The organism is Paenibacillus sp. JT22N1 (assembly GCF_059692155.1).
The window spans coordinates 77,573-93,072 of sequence record NZ_JCAUAW010000022.1; the positions used below are offsets into that span (position 1 = coordinate 77,573).

Sequence of the window (15,500 nt, forward strand, 5' to 3'; positions counted from 1 at the left end):
TTTAAGCGCTATCTTTCATAATTGAAACGGTTAACCTCAGTTTATATGCAAATAAATGGAGCGTCAATGCAAATTGACCTTTCATTTTCCATATTTTAGATGTTGCATCCTCTTGTAATTTCTTATAAAATGATCTACCGTTGGTCAAAATATATAATCACCAATATTTGCATGGAATAGGAGGTATTCATCCTGATTCATATCGAAAATTTACAAAAAGTATATGAGGATATACCGGGACGTGTACCGGCCATCCAGCAGATCCATTTACATATCGATCGCGGAGAAATATTCGGCATCATCGGACACTCCGGTGCAGGAAAGAGTACTTTACTGCGTTGTGTAAATCTACTGGAGCGACCATCTTCCGGCAGCATTCACATTGATGGTGAAGAAATGACAAAGTTGGATTCTCGCCAGCTGCAAACGAAACGCCGCAAAATCGGGATGATTTTCCAACATTTCAATCTCCTCTCTTCATCGACCGTTGCCGAAAATATTGCCTTTCCTCTGAAATTGGCTGGGATGGGGCAAGGGGCGATTCAAGCGCGAATTAAGGAACTGCTCGATTTAGTCGGTCTGCAGGAACACGCGCATAAGTATCCAAGTCAGCTCTCAGGCGGACAGAAGCAGCGTGTCGGTATTGCTAGAGCTTTGGCCAATCATCCGGATATTCTACTCTGCGACGAAGCGACTTCAGCGCTCGATCCTCAGACAACGAATGCAATTCTTGCGCTTCTGCTCGATATCAATCGAAAGCTTGGCATTACGATCCTGCTCATCACACATGAGATGCAGGTCATTCGTGCGATCTGCGACCGTGTTGCTGTTATGGAGAAAGGCTTGATCGTTGAAACAGGGAAAGTGCTTGATGTATTCCTGAAGCCCCAGCATGTGGTTACGAAGGAGTTCGTTGGACAAGTTTCTGATTTCGCACAAAGTTCAGACGAGGATTCGATGGTAAAACAGGGAGAAAAGCACGGAACGGTGATCCGAATTACCTACGTCGGTGCCAAAACATATGAGCCGATCTTGTTCGAAACCGTCAAGTCGACGAATGTGTCCTTTGCCATCCTTCAGGGTACTATTTCTTCCATGAAAAGTGTACCTTACGGTCAATTGGTAGTTGAACTTACAGGCGGACACCAAGAAGAGATCGATTCTGTGATTGCCAAACTTGAGCAAGAAGGAATCGATGTGGAGGTGCTCAACCAATGAATATGACCTTGGACATTAACTGGTCCGAAATTACGAAAGCAACTGGCGATACACTCGTAATGCTGGGATGGTCGCTCTTATTCACTGTCATCATCGGCATGGCATTGGGCATCATTTTATTTCTTACTTCCAAGGGGCAGCTGCTGCAAAATCTGCCGCTTTACGGAGTGCTCTCGCTGATCGTGAACATCCTCCGCTCTGTGCCTTTCGTGATTCTGATGATCTCAGTTTTTCCGATCACGAAGGCAATCGTGCATACAACCATCGGCGTACAGGGCGCGATCCCGCCACTCGTTATCGCAGCCGCGCCGTTTCTCGCGCGGTTGGTTGAAACCGCGCTGCGCGAGATCGACGGCGGCGTCATTGAAGCCGCGCAGTCGATGGGCGCTACGCCGTGGCAAATCGTCTGGCGCGTCCTGATGCCGGAAGCTCGTCCGGGTCTGATTTCAGCCGTTACTGTGACGGCTGTTGCCCTGCTCTCCTACTCGGCCATGTCAGGTGTCGTAGGCGGCGGCGGGCTTGGCGATCTCTCGCTTCGCTACGGCTACATGCGGTTCCGTACCGATATCATGATCGTGACCGTCGTCATTCTCGTTCTATTCGTTCAGCTCCTGCAAATGCTAGGAGACCGTTTGGTCGCCAAATTTAACCGCAAATAAAACACATTATTTTGGAGGTAATCTCATCATGAAGAAACTTACTTTATCTTTAGTGGCTCTATTCGTTGTGCTTGCTCTTGCAGCATGCGGACAGAAAGCCGCTGAAACTCCTGCAAGCTCGGCACCTGCTGCCTCTGCTACTCCAGCTGCTGCAAAAGAAGTTACACTTAAAGTCGGTGCATCTTCAGTCCCTCATGCCGAAATTTTGAATAGTTTGAAAGACAAATTGAAAACACAAGGTGTTAAGCTTGAAGTTATTGAGTTTAACGATTATGTTCAACCGAACGTACAAGTGTTTGAAAAACAATTGGACGCTAACTTTTTCCAACATCAGCCTTACCTGGATCAATATAACCTAGATAAAAAGCAAAACCTCGTTAAAGTAGTTGGCGTTCACATCGAACCGTTCGGCGCTTACTCCCAAAAGGTGAAGTCCGCAACAGAATTGAAAGATGGCGCTTCAGTCGCTATTCCTAACGATCCTTCTAACGCCGGCCGTGCGCTTGCACTGATGGAGAAAAACGGTTTGATTAAACTGAAAGACGGCGTTGGCATCAAAGGTACGGTTAAAGATATCATAGAAAACAAAAAGAAACTTCAAATCAAAGAATTAGACCCTGCTATGCTGCCACGTACGATCGGTGAGTTTGATTTGGCTCTGATCAATACGAACTATGCACTTCAAGCGAATCTAAATCCGACGAAAGATGCTTTGTTCATCGAGGACAAAAATTCACCTTACGTGAACATCATCGTTTCCCGTCCGGACAATAAGGATTCCGAAGCGATGCAAAAGCTTGCTAAGGAACTGAACTCCGCTGACACGAAAAAGTTCATTGAAGATAAATACAAAGGCGCCATCGTGCCTGCGTTCTAAGCAACTTTCGATCTAAACAAAAAGCTGTTCCTTTTGGTCGTTTAAAGACCTAGAGGGACAGCTTTTTTTCACAGTTAAGACCCGTAAACCTTCCACGATTCAATCCCTGAAGAGAATGTCGATTTCGCAGTAATATAAGCAGGAAGGTCGATACCTAGATCGTCATCAAACCAATAAATATCAGTGCTAGAAATCGTCTTATTTGTTGCAAAATCATATTGCACCCACTGCGTCGTTCCCGGATTATCCCAGTTTCCATACACAGAATGCCCTCTGTCATTGGAACTTGTAGGCGTATACCCATCGTTTAAGCCAGCCAGACTCTCCCAAGAAGATACAAACGATGTCGTAGCTATCCCTTGAGGAGCTATGTCAACGGGGCTCGTAGCAGTTCCAACCTGCAGTTTCACATCATAAGTAGCAGCTGTACCAACACTTAGATTAATACTTGTTTTCGCGCCATTCACAGCAGTTGCCGTACCTACATTTACATTATTGACCAAAATGTCATAGGGGCCTGCAGCAAGACCGCTAAATGTCACTTTCGTCGTATGTGCCGTACCTGTAGTCAAATTCTTCAACGTAAAGTTGACATTGTTTTTCGCAATCGCTACAGTGGCTGAGGTATACTGATCTTTTTCCTGCTCCATGGATAGCTTCTGCGTGATTAAATTCAAGCGTTTGAACAAACCATCTTTCGGCGTGATGACATAGCTAGAACCAGTTTGAGTAACATCAGCCCCGTAACCGAACAGTCCGAAGATCGGATCAACATTGATGTCGCTACTAAGAATTTTGAGTGCTCCGAACAATCCGAGATCGGCTTCACCGCTCATACCTCTCCAGCCATTGAACAAAGGTCCACCTTCCAGACCCAGAGCTCAATAATTGCCTTTCTCCGCTTGGTAGGTCCAGGAAACGGCACCGATATTGGCTGCATCCGAGGAAATTTGACCGGAGTTTATCGCTCCTACATTAGCAATTTTGAAGTGTATGGGGTTACGCCGATGGATTATTTGTTTCAATACCGAATTGAGCAAGCCAAAAAGCTTCTCATCCAAACCAGATGGTCGATGACTCGAATCGCGGAAGAGGTTGGCTTTCAGTATGGCTCGTACTTCTCGTTCTGTTTCTCCAACAAGGAAGGCATTTCTCCCATGAACTTCCGTCGGAAGTTTATTAATCATGTGTAGCGAACCCTTTCCCAACCACTTCCCTCACATCACTGAAAGTAACGAAAGCGGATGGATCAACGCGATGTACAATTGATTTCAGCTTGATGATTTCTTTGCGGCTTACGATGCAATAAATCACCTCTCTGTGTTTACCCGTATAGCCGCCTCTTCCTTCAAGAAAAGTAATCCCTCTATTTAATTCCGTCATAATCGTATTGGCTGTCAGATCTGGTTGGGCTGTTATGATAAAAGCCGCGCGCGCGCCGGAAGCACCCGCCAGCACAAAATCAATGACTCTTGCACCAACAATAATCGCAACTAACGTATACATCGCACGCGTGAGATCTAAATAAATCAACGACAACAACAATATGACGAAATCCAGCGCTAAAATAGTCTTAGCGATCCCAATCCCATAATGCTTCTGCATCAGACGTGCAATGATATCTGTCCCCTCTGTCATTCCTTCGAAACGGAACACAATGCCAAATCCTAGTCCAACAATCCCTCCCGCGTATAACGAAGCTAACAGAGGATCAGGCATTGGCATGGAAAAGCTCTCGAATAACCACAAAAATAGCGAAACCGATAACATTCCTACAACTGTATAAATGAAACTAATGCGTCCGAGCATTTTCCACCCGATAAGAATAAGCGGAATATTAATGAGTAAATTCGTCCATGCCGGATTCCAACCGAGCACATATTTGAGCAAAAGCGCAAGGCCGGTTATCCCCCCTTCTGCCAGCCCATTTGCAAGATTGAAATAATTGATACCAAAAGCAATAATGGCAGAACCTCCAATAATGGCAGCTATATTGATCCATTTGATTCTATTCATACTAATTCTCCTCAACAACGACATTGATCGTCTATTATTCCCTTATTTACCCATAAAATGAACCCATCCATACATTTAGTGAAAAACCAAAATAACGCTCCTACGTTCCGCGTATCAGCCCCGTATCGGCATAATCGTCGAAATAGCGGCTCCTTGTTCCCCGCTAGCCTAGATTATTAGCAGCTTATATGTCCGAACTTGCTCCTACCATTGCGCTCGCGGAACGTAGGGACCTTATTTGGCTCGAAACTGCTCATTTCCCGATTTCGCGGAACGAGGAGCCTCTATTCTCCCGTTTTCGAAGTGTAAAAGCCATAAAACACCAAAATAACGCTCCTACGTTCCGCGTATCAGCCCCGTATCGGCATAATCGCCGAAATAGCGGCTCCTTGTTCCCCGCTAGCCTAGATTAGCAGCTTATATGTCCGAACTTGCTCCTACCATTGCGCTCGCGGAACGCAGAGACCTTATTTTGCTCTAAACCGCTCATTTCCCGATTTCGAGGAACGAGGAGCTGCTATTCTCCCGTTTTCCTCCGGACACCTCAAATTCCATTAAATACCGCATTCACGTTCCGCGAATTCAACTTTTAGCGCATTTTTCCACGAATAGCGGATCGTAGTTCCTCTAAACAATGAAACCACCACATTCGTTGGCTTGTAGTTCCAAACTAAACTTGGCTCGAACTTCTTGTCCCTCTCACCAATAACTAAAAAAGGACCTCCGCAAAGCAGCGAAAGTCCTCCTTGTTAGTAAAATTTATTGCAACAGCGAATAAATATCGGTATATGTGTAGCCATGTGCCTCTGCAACGGCTTGGTAAGTAACATGACCTGCGGCCACGTTGATGCCCTTTGCAATTGCTTTGTTGTCCAAAGCTGCACGCATATAGCCTTTGTTTGCAATTTGCAAGCCGTAAGGTGTTGTCACATTCGTCAGAGCCAGCGTAGACGTACGTGCAACAGCTCCTGGCATGTTCGCCACCGCGTAATGAATGACCCCATGCTTCACATAAGTCGGTTGATCATGAGTCGTAATACGGTCAATCGTCTCGATGGATCCGCCTTGATCAATCGCTACGTCAACGATAACGCTGCCAGGGCTCATCATTTTGACCATGTCTTCCGTAACTAGACGCGGTGCTCGAGCTCCTGGAATAAGGACAGCCCCAATGACCAAATCAGCGCGACGAACAACCTCGGCGATATTATAAGGATTGGACATAATCGTCTTTACGCGTCCTTGGAACTGATCGTCCAATTGACGTAGGCGATCCGGATTCAAATCAACGATGCTGACATCGGCACCTAGCCCGATGGCCATTTTCGCCGCATTCGCACCCACTATCCCCCCACCGATGACAGCTACCTTACCCGGCTCAACTCCTGGTACACCGCCTAGCAGAATGCCTTTGCCGCCATGCGCTTTCTCCAGAAAGTGTGCACCGATCTGAACGGACATGCGTCCGGCCACTTCACTCATCGGCGTCAGCAGCGGAAGGCTGCCATTGTCCAATTGAATGGTCTCATAGGCGATTGCTGTCACTTTATTATGAGCTAAGGCATGCGTCAATTCAGCCTCAGGTGCAAGGTGTAAATACGTGTATAAAATCAAGCCCTCGTGAAAATAGCTATACTCTTCAGGAAGTGGTTCTTTCACTTTAACGACCATATCTGCCGACCATACTTCAGCTGCTGAGGCAACAATAGTTGCACCTGCCCCTGTGTAATCTTCATCCGTGAATCCAATGCTTTGACCTGCTAAGGTTTCGACTATAATGTCATGCCCTGCTTTTTTGTAAGAAAGGACGGAACTAGGCGTCATGCCAACACGAAACTCATTATTTTTTATTTCCTTAGGAACCCCAATAATCATTTAGCATCAGCCTCTCTTGACGATCCCATAAAAAATGGATCAATTTCATCTCGTCTCCAAGTATAAGACCGATCCATGGACGTTCCATTAGACAAATTGTAAAAAATGTTTACAAATTCTTTTCACATTTTCATTTCCGGATTCAAAAGCTGGTAAGCCCGTATCCCTACCTGCAGCGCCAAGCGCTTTTCCGGCAGCATGTAGTCGGCTCCAAGGAGCTCTTCTATTTTTTCCAAGCGGTAATAAAGTGATTGTCGGACGATAAAAAGCTGCTGGGCAGCGATTTGCTTAGAGCCATCCGTGTCGAGGTACACCTTGAGAGTGCGCAGGAGCTCGCTGCCTTTCATCTGATCATGATCGATGATCGGCCCCAGATACGTACGTACGAAGGATTGTAAAATCTGTTTATCTGGAATGTGAAATAATAATTGAAATACGCCAAGCTCATCAAAAAACTGTACCTTCCCTTGCAGTGTTGGAGCGAGCGAAATCGCTTGAAGCGCCTCCTGGTAGCTTAAGTGAGCTTGCATAAAGCTTCGATTGCTTTGTCCAACGCCAATAGTTAACTTAATCTCATCATCGGCCTTCAGGTATTGAATGGATTGGAAAACCTGCTGAAGGCGTTCTTTAGACGATCGTTTTTTCGTCGCTTTATCGAAGGCTACAACGACGAGTCTATTATTTTTCAACGTAATTAATGGATGAAAGGAATGCTGCTCAAAAACAGATCTTACAGCAAGTGAGAGATGAATACCCGAAGACTCCACTCCCTCTTCCTCTGTGCTATACCCTTCCGCTTGTTCATGCTCAAATTCGATCAAGATGACGTGATAGGGTAGTTCGTTAAGCCGCTTAAATTCAGTTCCAATCAATACTTTTATTTGCTCTTCGTCACGTATCCGCAAATGCAGCAGATCATCTACCCAAAGCGTCTGTGAATACAACTTACGCTCCTCGATATAGCGTTTGCGCAGCAAATCCTGTGCGATAGACAATGAAGCGGAGTCCAGAATTAAGTACTCATATTCCTGCGGCTTTCGGCTGAACACCAGGATGATATGCGCCCATGTTTTGCCCATAGCCCCAACGGGTTGTACAATAACGGTTTGACCCTCATCTTCCATCACGGAAGGAGCCGCTATATTTCCGTTGTTCGGGCTTTCAACCAGTCGACTTTCTAGAAAATCCAGCCACTGTCCAGACTCCCGGCTCCCTAAATGCGGGATAAACTTCGGCTGTCCATTCAGTGGTACATAAATAACTTGGGCTTTGGTACTGCTTTGCAGCAGCCCCAGTACATGGGAGACACCTTGTGAAGATAGCGTCATTCGATGGAATTCACGCGATATTTTCTCCAAATCCTGAAGTGCCTTATGGTGTTGATTGATAATATGTGCATGAATATCCTGCGTAATGTCAATGAACCGCACAGCTTGCGGGAAAATAATGAGCGGGAAATTATAGGATTCCGCAGCATGTATCCATTCCTGTGGAACTGAACTCAAGTAGTGTCCCATTTCGATACAAAGGCATGTTACGTTTTTATTGATCAACTGCTCCAGATACGTCATGAACAATTCCGTATCGCTCTTGAAGGCTGCCCCTGTCGTAAGGATCATTTCTCCACCTTGCAGCAGTTGTTCAAACTGTATCACCTCAATGATATGTACCCAGCGGACTAGACGCTGTAATCCCTGTTTACCTGCCGCAATATAGGCTTGCTCGAAAGTGGGTCGTCCCAGCACTTCCTGTAACGTTAGCTGATAATCTTGATTCAAAAGAATCACTCCACTTTCTTTCTACTCATATCTAAAAGTTATCCACAACCGTCCTATCGGGCTACTTGTGGATAAATATTAACCAATGGCTAAGTGACATCCGATCAAGCTAGTTTCCCTTCTAAGTTTACACGAAAAAAGCGCCTGTTTCATTAAGAAACAGAACGCTCTTTATTTAGCAATTTATTATAACGCTTTATCAATGGCAACGCTTTGCCCTGACCATACCTTCTGAGACGTCCAAGGGGTATCTGCCCCCTGCCAAAATGGATCATCGGTCGATAATCCTAATGGAAGGAAAACAGCTGAACATAAGTACAGGCTGCCTGTGGAGATATACGTTTCGCCAAGCTCAGGCTGGTGTCCGCAAAGTCCAATCTTAAGCCAGCCTGCCTCATCGAAAGTGCCTGGGGCTTCGATCAGCCTGCGGATGACAGCGCTTAGTGCGCATCTTACTTGAGCTGGTGCAACACCGGTCGGCAGCTCGTGACGAAGCGCAGTTTGTGCAAGCGATTGAAAGGCGCCGAAGCGATACGCAATTGACCGACCTGTTACGGGAAATGTACCCTCTGGTGAAATCGATCGTTCTTGCACGGCAGCATAACGCTGTGCTCTCATCAAAATATTCTCGCGCATTCCCGCCCAGTCATCGTAATGCCCTTGAACATGCTCAATGATATCAACTAACATGGGTTGAATCACGAAGCTGTTGTAATAATCGGCATGATAGTGAGGACCATCGCCATACATCCCATCACCGAGATACCACTGCTCGTGCTGCTTAAGGGCAAAGTCCACGCGCATGGTATCCCAATCCTCGCCCATTACACCTAATGCCGTTTCTGTCATAGCAGCGAATAAGAGCCAGTTATTGAAACCCGGTTTGCGCGTTCTTGTTGCCTTCATGGCTTTCACCAGATTGCCCTGAACGCGGCTGTCCAAACGATGCCAAAGCGTGTTAGGGGCTCTTAGGATCGCATTAGCCAGAAATGCCGTGTCTACAATCGGCTGCATGCCTTTGGAAAAGTTCAAAAAATCAGGCGACTCCGGATCTGTCGCCGCATCCAGACCAGCTCGGACCAGCTCGCCATAGTGAATGCGAAGCTTCTCTTCCTCAGCGTCCTGAGCTGGATTTTCTAACCACGGTGCCATGCCTACCAGTGTCCGTGCAAATGCTTCTAGATGCGAGTACTGGAGCTGCTCTTCTTTTTTATTCTCTACTGGCATTGTTGCGCGCAGTTTTCTAGATGCCAATGCCTTTATCATAGGGTCAGCTATACGAAGCATCGTAGCCAACCAATATGCACGGTCATTGCCGGCTGCAGCGCGATTACTCATACCAGTAGCCTTTGATTCCTTTTTCCATTCTAACCAAGGCCTCTAAATAGTAGTAATCGCCCCAAATCACGAAATCATCAGGTGCCGCTCCGCCGCGAACACTATAAGAACCGCGCTCGATGAAGCCTTGTGCATCCGGCTTACTTGCGTAAGATTTCACTAATCCAGACATGGAGCGCTGAATCGCATTTTCCAAATAGCCACGATCTGCATCATCTGCCGGTAAATGCTCCAAGATTTCCAGAGCACCCGCTGAGGCAATCGCTGAAGCTGAGCTATCGCGCTTCGTTTCTGCATTCACAGGCGCATTGAAATCCCAGTAAACAACATCGTCCTGCGGCAAGCGGTCAAAGAAATAACGTGCCAAGCGTTTGGCAGTTTCTAAATAAAGCGGGTTCTTGGTGTAGTGATAAGAAAGTGCAAATCCATAAATCCCCCAAGCTTGGCCTCGTGTCCACGTCGAACCATCGCTATAACCCTGCGCAGTCCCGCCATGAAGAGGTTCACCATTCTCTTGATCAAAGTAGAAAGTATGATAGGAAGAATCATCGCCACGAACCAAATAGCGGCGGCTCAAATCCGCATGAATCATAGCAACATCCTTGTATTTGGCATCGCCTGTTTGCTCGTAAGCCCAGTACAGCAAGGGCAAATTCATCAAGCAGTCAATGATGATACGGCCCCCATTTTCTTTATCCCCTTCGGGACCCCAAGCTTGAATATATTGACCCTTCGGTCTCCAGCGCTTCATCAGCACATCTGCTGCTTGCAGCGTAAGTTGTTTCGAAGCTTCATCTTTTTCAATGATCCATTGCGCTTTAGAAGATAAAGAATATAAGAATCCAATATCGTGGTGGTCTAGCGCTACATTGTTTTCCAGTCTTTGCTTAAAGTTTGCAACTGTTTTCTGAGCGGCTTGCTGGAACGCTTTGTCACCGCTATATTGGTAGCCTAGCCACAAAATACCCGACCAAAAGCCGTCTGTCCAGTCTGTATTGGGATTCAGGTGATACACATCATTCTCGCTAACGTGAGGAAATAAATCCCCAAAACGTTCAATATTCAATCTCGTTTTTTGCAAAGCATCTTCAATGGCTTGTTTCCACATGATCAATTCACTCCGTTTTCTATGATTTGGTTGATTCTCGTTCTATAAAAGTAAGGGGGACCTCGATTTCTCGCTCCTCACCAGACTCAGCCTTATTGCCAAATTTATGTAGCAGCTTGTTAATGGCTGTTTGGGCTTGATCGCTATAAGGAATGTCCCAGCTTGATATACCCGGATAACTGTGTTTAGCTATATAATCGTTATTAATTCCAATAATTTGAAGCTGGTTTGGAATCTCAATCCGCAGCTTATTTGCTGCCGATAAGATTCGTAAGGCTACATGGTCATCAAAAGCAACGATGCCTACGGGTGCCACATGGCGCTGCAGTAAGCTTTTGAGAAATGCTTCAATATCCAAATCCTTCGTAGTGTCCACGATCTCATGAATGAGATCGCTTGCATATTGCCCGGTCCCGGCATTGAAACCCATGCGTCGCTGTTCATCGATGACTTTCGAACCTTTACTGCCTACGTAGCAAAGCGCTCTACAGCCACGTTCCACCAACAATTTAGTGGATTGTTTGCAAGCCTCGGCAAAGCCTAAATTCACTGCACCTAACGCAATATCCTCCGGCCAGTTCCAACCATTGATAAGAACTAATGGCGTACCGCTGTTTACGATCGACCTTGTAGATTCGAAGCCCATTGCTAAACCATGACATATCAATCCGTCTACTCTACGCTGCAGCAAAACTTCCAGGTTTCTCCGCTCAATATCCGGATCGAATCCCCCTGATGAAAATACGGATAAGTGATACCCCGCATTATGTGCTTCAATCTGCAAATGTTCGGCGAGCTCTCCATAGTAATTCGTTAACCCTGGTAAGATGAGACCGATCTCATACGTTTTGCTGCGGCTTAACCCCGCTGCCATCGTATTCCGTCGATAACCTAATTGCTCAGCAGCCAATTCGACCTTGCGTATCGTCTCTTTGGACGAACGAATACCACCTCGATTCAGCACATTGGAGACTGTGGCAATGGATACTCCTGCTGCTGCTGCCACTTCTACAATTGTGACTTGTTTAGGCTTGCTCATACTTGTTTCAACTCCGCTTTGTTAAACGTTTAACATCCTCTATTAGCTTAAATTGAAACGTTTAACCTGTCAAGAGATAAAATAACTGATTTAACACTTTCTCAAAAAAAAAGACCGAACACCCTCTTTCGAAGGTAGTTCGATCTTTCAGTTACCGCCTTACTTTTTGTTTTTCTCCAAAATGGCATTCGCATCCTTACGGAATTTGGCTGCCGCTTCTTCAACCGTTGTTTTCTTATATAAGATCTGCTCGCTCGTCGCTTTTAACAGCTTCTCAATTTCGATGGAACCTACCGGATTTGGAGGATCCATTTGACTGCTGTTTTGTTCAGCCCATGCCACATAGTCAAAGATTTTGACTTCATTCGGTGATAAGAGTGGCTTCAGCGCATCCTTCACTTTGGAAGAAACAGGAACACCGCGGTCACCTTTAATCAATTTGTTCGCTTCAATATCATTCACGAAGAAGCTGATGAATTTCGCTGCTTCTTCTTTTTGCTTGGAGTTATTCGTTACTGAGAAATACATACTTGGCTTCAAGAATAAACCTTTATTGCCGTTACGACCAGGAAGCGGAAATAATTCAAGCGGACGATCTTTAATCAAATTAGCGACGGCTAGGAACTGATTGGACCAACCGTTTCCAGCAATTGCGTTGCCCAGCAAGATTTCATCCTCTTCTGCTACGCCCTTCTTCTGTGATTCTTTGTCGAGTGAAAGGATATAGCCGGCATCGTACCATTTCTGATAACGCTTGAAGTAGTCGACAAGTGGCTTATCATCTGAGAAACCAAGAGCCGTTCCATCCGCATTGTACATTTTTTGATCGATCGTTCTGAGATAATACGGGAAAAACACTTCATGACGGACACCGAAACCGCCTATTTGTTTGCCAGCCGCTTTAGCTTTAACAGCTATCGCATCATAATCTTCCCAGGTCCAATCTTTTCCAGGGACTGTGATTCCTAAGCTTTTGAACGTATTCACATCTAAAGTTGTATTTAGCGCGTTAACCCCTAAGTTCATAGCCACAAGTTTACCTCCGACTTCACCGCCGGATAGCGCATTAGGGCTGATCGAAGAAACATCGAGAAGGCCATTTTTCGTATATGGCGTGAGATCAGCTAACTGATTTTTTCCACCATACTGTGAAAGGTAAGAGATATCCATCTGGATAACATCAGGTAATTGGTTTGCCGAAGCCTGAGGCGCAAGCTTTTTCCAATAGTCGTCAAATGGTGCGTATTCCGCTTCAATTTTTACATTCGGGTGCTGTTTCTCATAAAGCTCGATAACTTTCAACGTGTAATCGTGACGCGCTTGCCCTCCCCACCAAGCAACGCGAAGCTTAACAGGATCTTTACTTGGTGCGGTGCTCGGTGCTGTCGTCGCCGTTTTGGTCGGTTCGCTACTAGCTGATGTTGTTGACGTTTTAGTGCCTGTGGAGCAAGCTACTGCCGTGAACATCATAGAAAGCGACAGAGCTAAGGTGAAAACTTTTTTCATCTCTATTCCTCCCCTAAATGAGTCGTTCGAATTTGGGTAACGCTTACATGTTTATTATCCAACTTTCGGAAGGAAAGATTAATGCAGAAAATAGTGGTGTTTGTTCAAAAAACAGTGATCATTGATTTTAATCTCAAAACGGGCTTCTATAATTGACATTCGTCTATACATTTCAAATGCCATTGAAATACAATAGTCTATCTTAATGCAGAAGGGAGCGATTTTGAATGGGTTATGCTGCAGGAGGTTGTTATGGCGGTGGTTTGGGTACAAGCACAGGTGTTGTCTTGGTTCTCTTCATCCTATTGGTGATTATTACAAGCGCATTTGTATGGTAATTCGTAACACACCTTAAAGAGTGCAACAGAGGAAGTAACATGGATGTCATTCAACCCGTTCTTCACCCCCATCTCTCCACTTGTCCTTATTGATTTATTGGCTATTGAGGAGCCCACAAATTACGATGAAAGGAGTGACTGAATATGGGATATCCAGCAGCAGCAGCAACAACAACAACAGCAGGTTACGGTACTAGTTCAGCAGCAGCAGTATTGGTTCTCTTTATTTTATTGGTTATTATTACAATGACTTTTGCATGGTAATACGACGTATTCTGTAAAAATAAAATTCAGATCCACAGCAAACGCTGTGGATCTTTTTCTGTGATTATTTACATAAAAAAAAATAAAACCTATTTCACTTTTCTTACGTAATACTGTTTATGCATGACATTCTTTCAGGGTTAGGGAGGTTTCTTGCTTATGACAACGACACTCCATCTTCACCAAACCGCTTCGATCCGGGACGCTATCTCCATGTTGGTCTGGTATTTACGAAAGAAGCGAAGAGCGTAACATGACTCGTATCCCTACGAAAAAAAATACATCCGATAAACACCTATGACGTCCAGCAGGACGCTAGCGTTATCGAGGTTGATTGGAAAAAGGCTGCTCCTATGAAGAATTCCTTCTAGAGATGCAGCCTTTTTACTGTTTATAAGGAATGAGCAGCTATATCAAGTAAAGTAAAAAGTAAACAAAAACCGCCCATGCCTGGACGGTCTACCTTCGTTAGCTTTTCAATTTACAGTGCTGCACCCTTACCGCCATCAATATTGACGGAAGTGCCTGTAACATAGGAAGCTGCCTCCGAGGATAAGAAGGTGATCACATTAGCCGCTTCCTCGGCATTCCCAATCCGGCCGAGCGGAATGTCATGCTTTGGATCCGATGCATACTCCTCCCAAGTCTTTTCCGGCGCCTCCCGCTTCCAACCTCTCTCAATCTGGTCGCTGCGAATTTTCCCAATGCAGACAGTGTTCACACGAATCTGGGCCGATGCCAGGTCTTTGCTCATCGCATTCGTTAATGCAAGACCTGCGGCACGGCTGACCGAAGTCGGTAACGAAGAAGCAGGCGGTGTTTTGGCTGCAGAAGTCGTTATATTCACGATAGAGCCGCCTCCTGCTTGACGCATGTAAGGGATCGCATAACGGGAGCAATGAATGGCTCCAAATAATTTCAACTCAAGATCTTGCCGCCATAACTCCGTGCCTACCTGTTCAAATGGCTGTGCAGCAGACGTACCTGCATTGTTCACGAGAATATGTAAACTTCCAAATCGCTGAACGGTTTGTTCCACGGCGCGTTGACAGTCGGCCTCCGAGGTCACATCCGCTTGAATCGTAAGCACCTCACCCTCTGTCAAATTGGCAATATGGACAGCGGCTTCTCGAAGCTGCTCCTCATTGCGAGCGAGTATCACAACTTTGGCTCCCTCTCGCGATAAGGAAATCGCTGTTGCCAATCCAATTCCTTTACTTCCCCCAGTAATCAAGGCTACCTTACCCTGCAATCCCAAATGCATCGCATCTCGCTTCCTTTCCATCAATTCTTAGTTGGGTATTTCAATATTTCTAGCATACTCCTATTCCACTTATTTTTTCAAATTTCAATGGATTCCAAGGATAAACGACTCCGTCGTCCTTCTGGGACGAGCGCGTTTGTCAAGGTAGATGCGAAGCAAAAGTATAAAACTTATACTTTCTTATCTACTAAAAAAGAGGAGCCTAGGCTCCTCCGGTTAC

14 protein-coding genes and 1 pseudogene are annotated in these 15,500 nt (G+C 45.6%); 6 read left to right on the top strand and 9 right to left on the bottom strand.

The window, feature by feature from the left end:
• Window positions 1-192 precede the first annotated feature (192 nt).
• Genes AC58UU_RS31915 through AC58UU_RS31925 form a run of 3 tightly spaced genes read left to right on the top strand, consistent with a single transcriptional unit; the run spans window position 193 to window position 2,754 of the window.
• Window positions 193-1,218: a methionine ABC transporter ATP-binding protein gene (locus AC58UU_RS31915; RefSeq protein WP_497321609.1), complete on the top strand. Its 1,026-nt coding sequence runs from the start codon at window positions 193-195 to the stop codon at window positions 1,216-1,218.
• Entirely contained in the window at window positions 1,215-1,877 is a 663-nt protein-coding gene (locus tag AC58UU_RS31920) for a methionine ABC transporter permease (protein ID WP_497321547.1), read from the top strand. Before AC58UU_RS31915 ends, AC58UU_RS31920 begins: the two co-directional genes overlap by 4 nt.
• Window positions 1,878-1,905: 28 nt before the next feature.
• Window positions 1,906-2,754: a MetQ/NlpA family ABC transporter substrate-binding protein gene (locus tag AC58UU_RS31925; protein WP_497321549.1), complete on the top strand. Its 849-nt coding sequence runs from the start codon at window positions 1,906-1,908 to the stop codon at window positions 2,752-2,754.
• Between the two features lie 281 nt (window positions 2,755-3,035).
• On the opposite strand, the pseudogene AC58UU_RS31930 reads toward AC58UU_RS31925, so the two are convergent.
• Window positions 3,036-3,740 (bottom strand): annotated as a pseudogene (locus tag AC58UU_RS31930) (DUF5695 domain-containing protein); the annotation flags it as partial.
• 21 nt (window positions 3,741-3,761) lie between these two features.
• Here AC58UU_RS31930 and AC58UU_RS31935 point away from each other — a divergent pair.
• Window positions 3,762-3,947, top strand: coding sequence for a helix-turn-helix domain-containing protein (locus AC58UU_RS31935; protein WP_497321551.1), 186 nt, complete (start codon window positions 3,762-3,764; stop codon window positions 3,945-3,947).
• On the opposite strand, the gene AC58UU_RS31940 is transcribed toward AC58UU_RS31935, so the two are convergent.
• The 7 genes from AC58UU_RS31940 to AC58UU_RS31970 form a co-directional block, all read right to left on the bottom strand.
• On the bottom strand, window positions 3,934-4,770 hold the full coding sequence (locus tag AC58UU_RS31940; RefSeq protein ID WP_497321552.1) for a YitT family protein: 837 nt from the start codon (window positions 4,768-4,770) through the stop codon (window positions 3,934-3,936). The two genes, AC58UU_RS31935 and AC58UU_RS31940, sit on opposite strands and share 14 nt — an antisense overlap.
• A 759-nt stretch (window positions 4,771-5,529) precedes the next feature.
• Window positions 5,530-6,645, bottom strand: a complete 1,116-nt coding sequence (ald, locus tag AC58UU_RS31945; RefSeq protein ID WP_497321553.1) for an alanine dehydrogenase — start codon at window positions 6,643-6,645, stop codon at window positions 5,530-5,532.
• A gap of 122 nt (window positions 6,646-6,767) precedes the next feature.
• Window positions 6,768-8,423, bottom strand: coding sequence for a PucR family transcriptional regulator (locus AC58UU_RS31950; protein WP_497321555.1), 1,656 nt, complete (start codon window positions 8,421-8,423; stop codon window positions 6,768-6,770).
• Between the two features lie 186 nt (window positions 8,424-8,609).
• Window positions 8,610-9,761: a DUF2264 domain-containing protein gene (locus AC58UU_RS31955; protein ID WP_497321557.1), complete on the bottom strand. Its 1,152-nt coding sequence runs from the start codon at window positions 9,759-9,761 to the stop codon at window positions 8,610-8,612.
• Complete coding sequence (locus tag AC58UU_RS31960) at window positions 9,754-10,869, bottom strand: glycoside hydrolase family 88 protein (RefSeq protein WP_497321558.1); 1,116 nt, start codon at window positions 10,867-10,869, stop codon at window positions 9,754-9,756. The genes AC58UU_RS31955 and AC58UU_RS31960 overlap by 8 nt, the downstream gene beginning before the upstream one ends.
• 19 nt (window positions 10,870-10,888) lie before the next feature.
• Window positions 10,889-11,908: a LacI family DNA-binding transcriptional regulator gene (locus AC58UU_RS31965; protein WP_497321559.1), complete on the bottom strand. Its 1,020-nt coding sequence runs from the start codon at window positions 11,906-11,908 to the stop codon at window positions 10,889-10,891.
• A 159-nt stretch (window positions 11,909-12,067) separates the two neighbouring features.
• Window positions 12,068-13,414 (bottom strand): ABC transporter substrate-binding protein, encoded by a 1,347-nt coding sequence (locus AC58UU_RS31970; RefSeq protein WP_497321560.1) that lies wholly within the window; start codon window positions 13,412-13,414, stop codon window positions 12,068-12,070.
• A gap of 227 nt (window positions 13,415-13,641) precedes the next feature.
• Here AC58UU_RS31970 and AC58UU_RS31975 point away from each other — a divergent pair, with 227 nt between their 5' ends.
• Together AC58UU_RS31975 and AC58UU_RS31980 are read left to right on the top strand one after the other, a co-directional pair.
• Window positions 13,642-13,752 (top strand): sporulation protein YjcZ, encoded by a 111-nt coding sequence (locus tag AC58UU_RS31975; RefSeq protein WP_157036562.1) that lies wholly within the window; start codon window positions 13,642-13,644, stop codon window positions 13,750-13,752.
• A gap of 144 nt (window positions 13,753-13,896) precedes the next feature.
• Window positions 13,897-14,016: a YjcZ family sporulation protein gene (locus AC58UU_RS31980; protein WP_497321562.1), complete on the top strand. Its 120-nt coding sequence runs from the start codon at window positions 13,897-13,899 to the stop codon at window positions 14,014-14,016.
• Window positions 14,017-14,497: 481 nt separating this feature from the next.
• Here AC58UU_RS31980 and AC58UU_RS31985 read toward each other — a convergent pair whose 3' ends face one another.
• Entirely contained in the window at window positions 14,498-15,280 is a 783-nt protein-coding gene (locus tag AC58UU_RS31985) for an SDR family NAD(P)-dependent oxidoreductase (RefSeq protein WP_497321611.1), read from the bottom strand.
• Window positions 15,281-15,500: the final 220 nt, after the last annotated feature.

Bases quoted from the DNA above. Each gene is read 5' to 3' on its own strand.
- AC58UU_RS31920 (WP_497321547.1), top strand. From the start codon at position 1,215: ATGAATATGACCTTGGACATTAACTGGTCCGAAATTACGAAAGCAACT.
- AC58UU_RS31925 (WP_497321549.1), top strand. From the start codon at position 1,906: ATGAAGAAACTTACTTTATCTTTAGTGGCTCTATTCGTTGTGCTTGCT.
- AC58UU_RS31935 (WP_497321551.1), top strand. From the start codon at position 3,762: ATGGATTATTTGTTTCAATACCGAATTGAGCAAGCCAAAAAGCTTCTC.
- AC58UU_RS31940 (WP_497321552.1), bottom strand. From the start codon at position 4,770: ATGAATAGAATCAAATGGATCAATATAGCTGCCATTATTGGAGGTTCT.
- ald (WP_497321553.1), bottom strand. From the start codon at position 6,645: ATGATTATTGGGGTTCCTAAGGAAATAAAAAATAATGAGTTTCGTGTT.
- AC58UU_RS31955 (WP_497321557.1), bottom strand. From the start codon at position 9,761: ATGAGTAATCGCGCTGCAGCCGGCAATGACCGTGCATATTGGTTGGCT.
- AC58UU_RS31960 (WP_497321558.1), bottom strand. From the start codon at position 10,869: ATGTGGAAACAAGCCATTGAAGATGCTTTGCAAAAAACGAGATTGAAT.
- AC58UU_RS31965 (WP_497321559.1), bottom strand. From the start codon at position 11,908: ATGAGCAAGCCTAAACAAGTCACAATTGTAGAAGTGGCAGCAGCAGCA.
- AC58UU_RS31970 (WP_497321560.1), bottom strand. From the start codon at position 13,414: ATGAAAAAAGTTTTCACCTTAGCTCTGTCGCTTTCTATGATGTTCACG.
- AC58UU_RS31975 (WP_157036562.1), top strand. From the start codon at position 13,642: ATGGGTTATGCTGCAGGAGGTTGTTATGGCGGTGGTTTGGGTACAAGC.
- AC58UU_RS31980 (WP_497321562.1), top strand. From the start codon at position 13,897: ATGGGATATCCAGCAGCAGCAGCAACAACAACAACAGCAGGTTACGGT.
- AC58UU_RS31985 (WP_497321611.1), bottom strand. From the start codon at position 15,280: ATGCATTTGGGATTGCAGGGTAAGGTAGCCTTGATTACTGGGGGAAGT.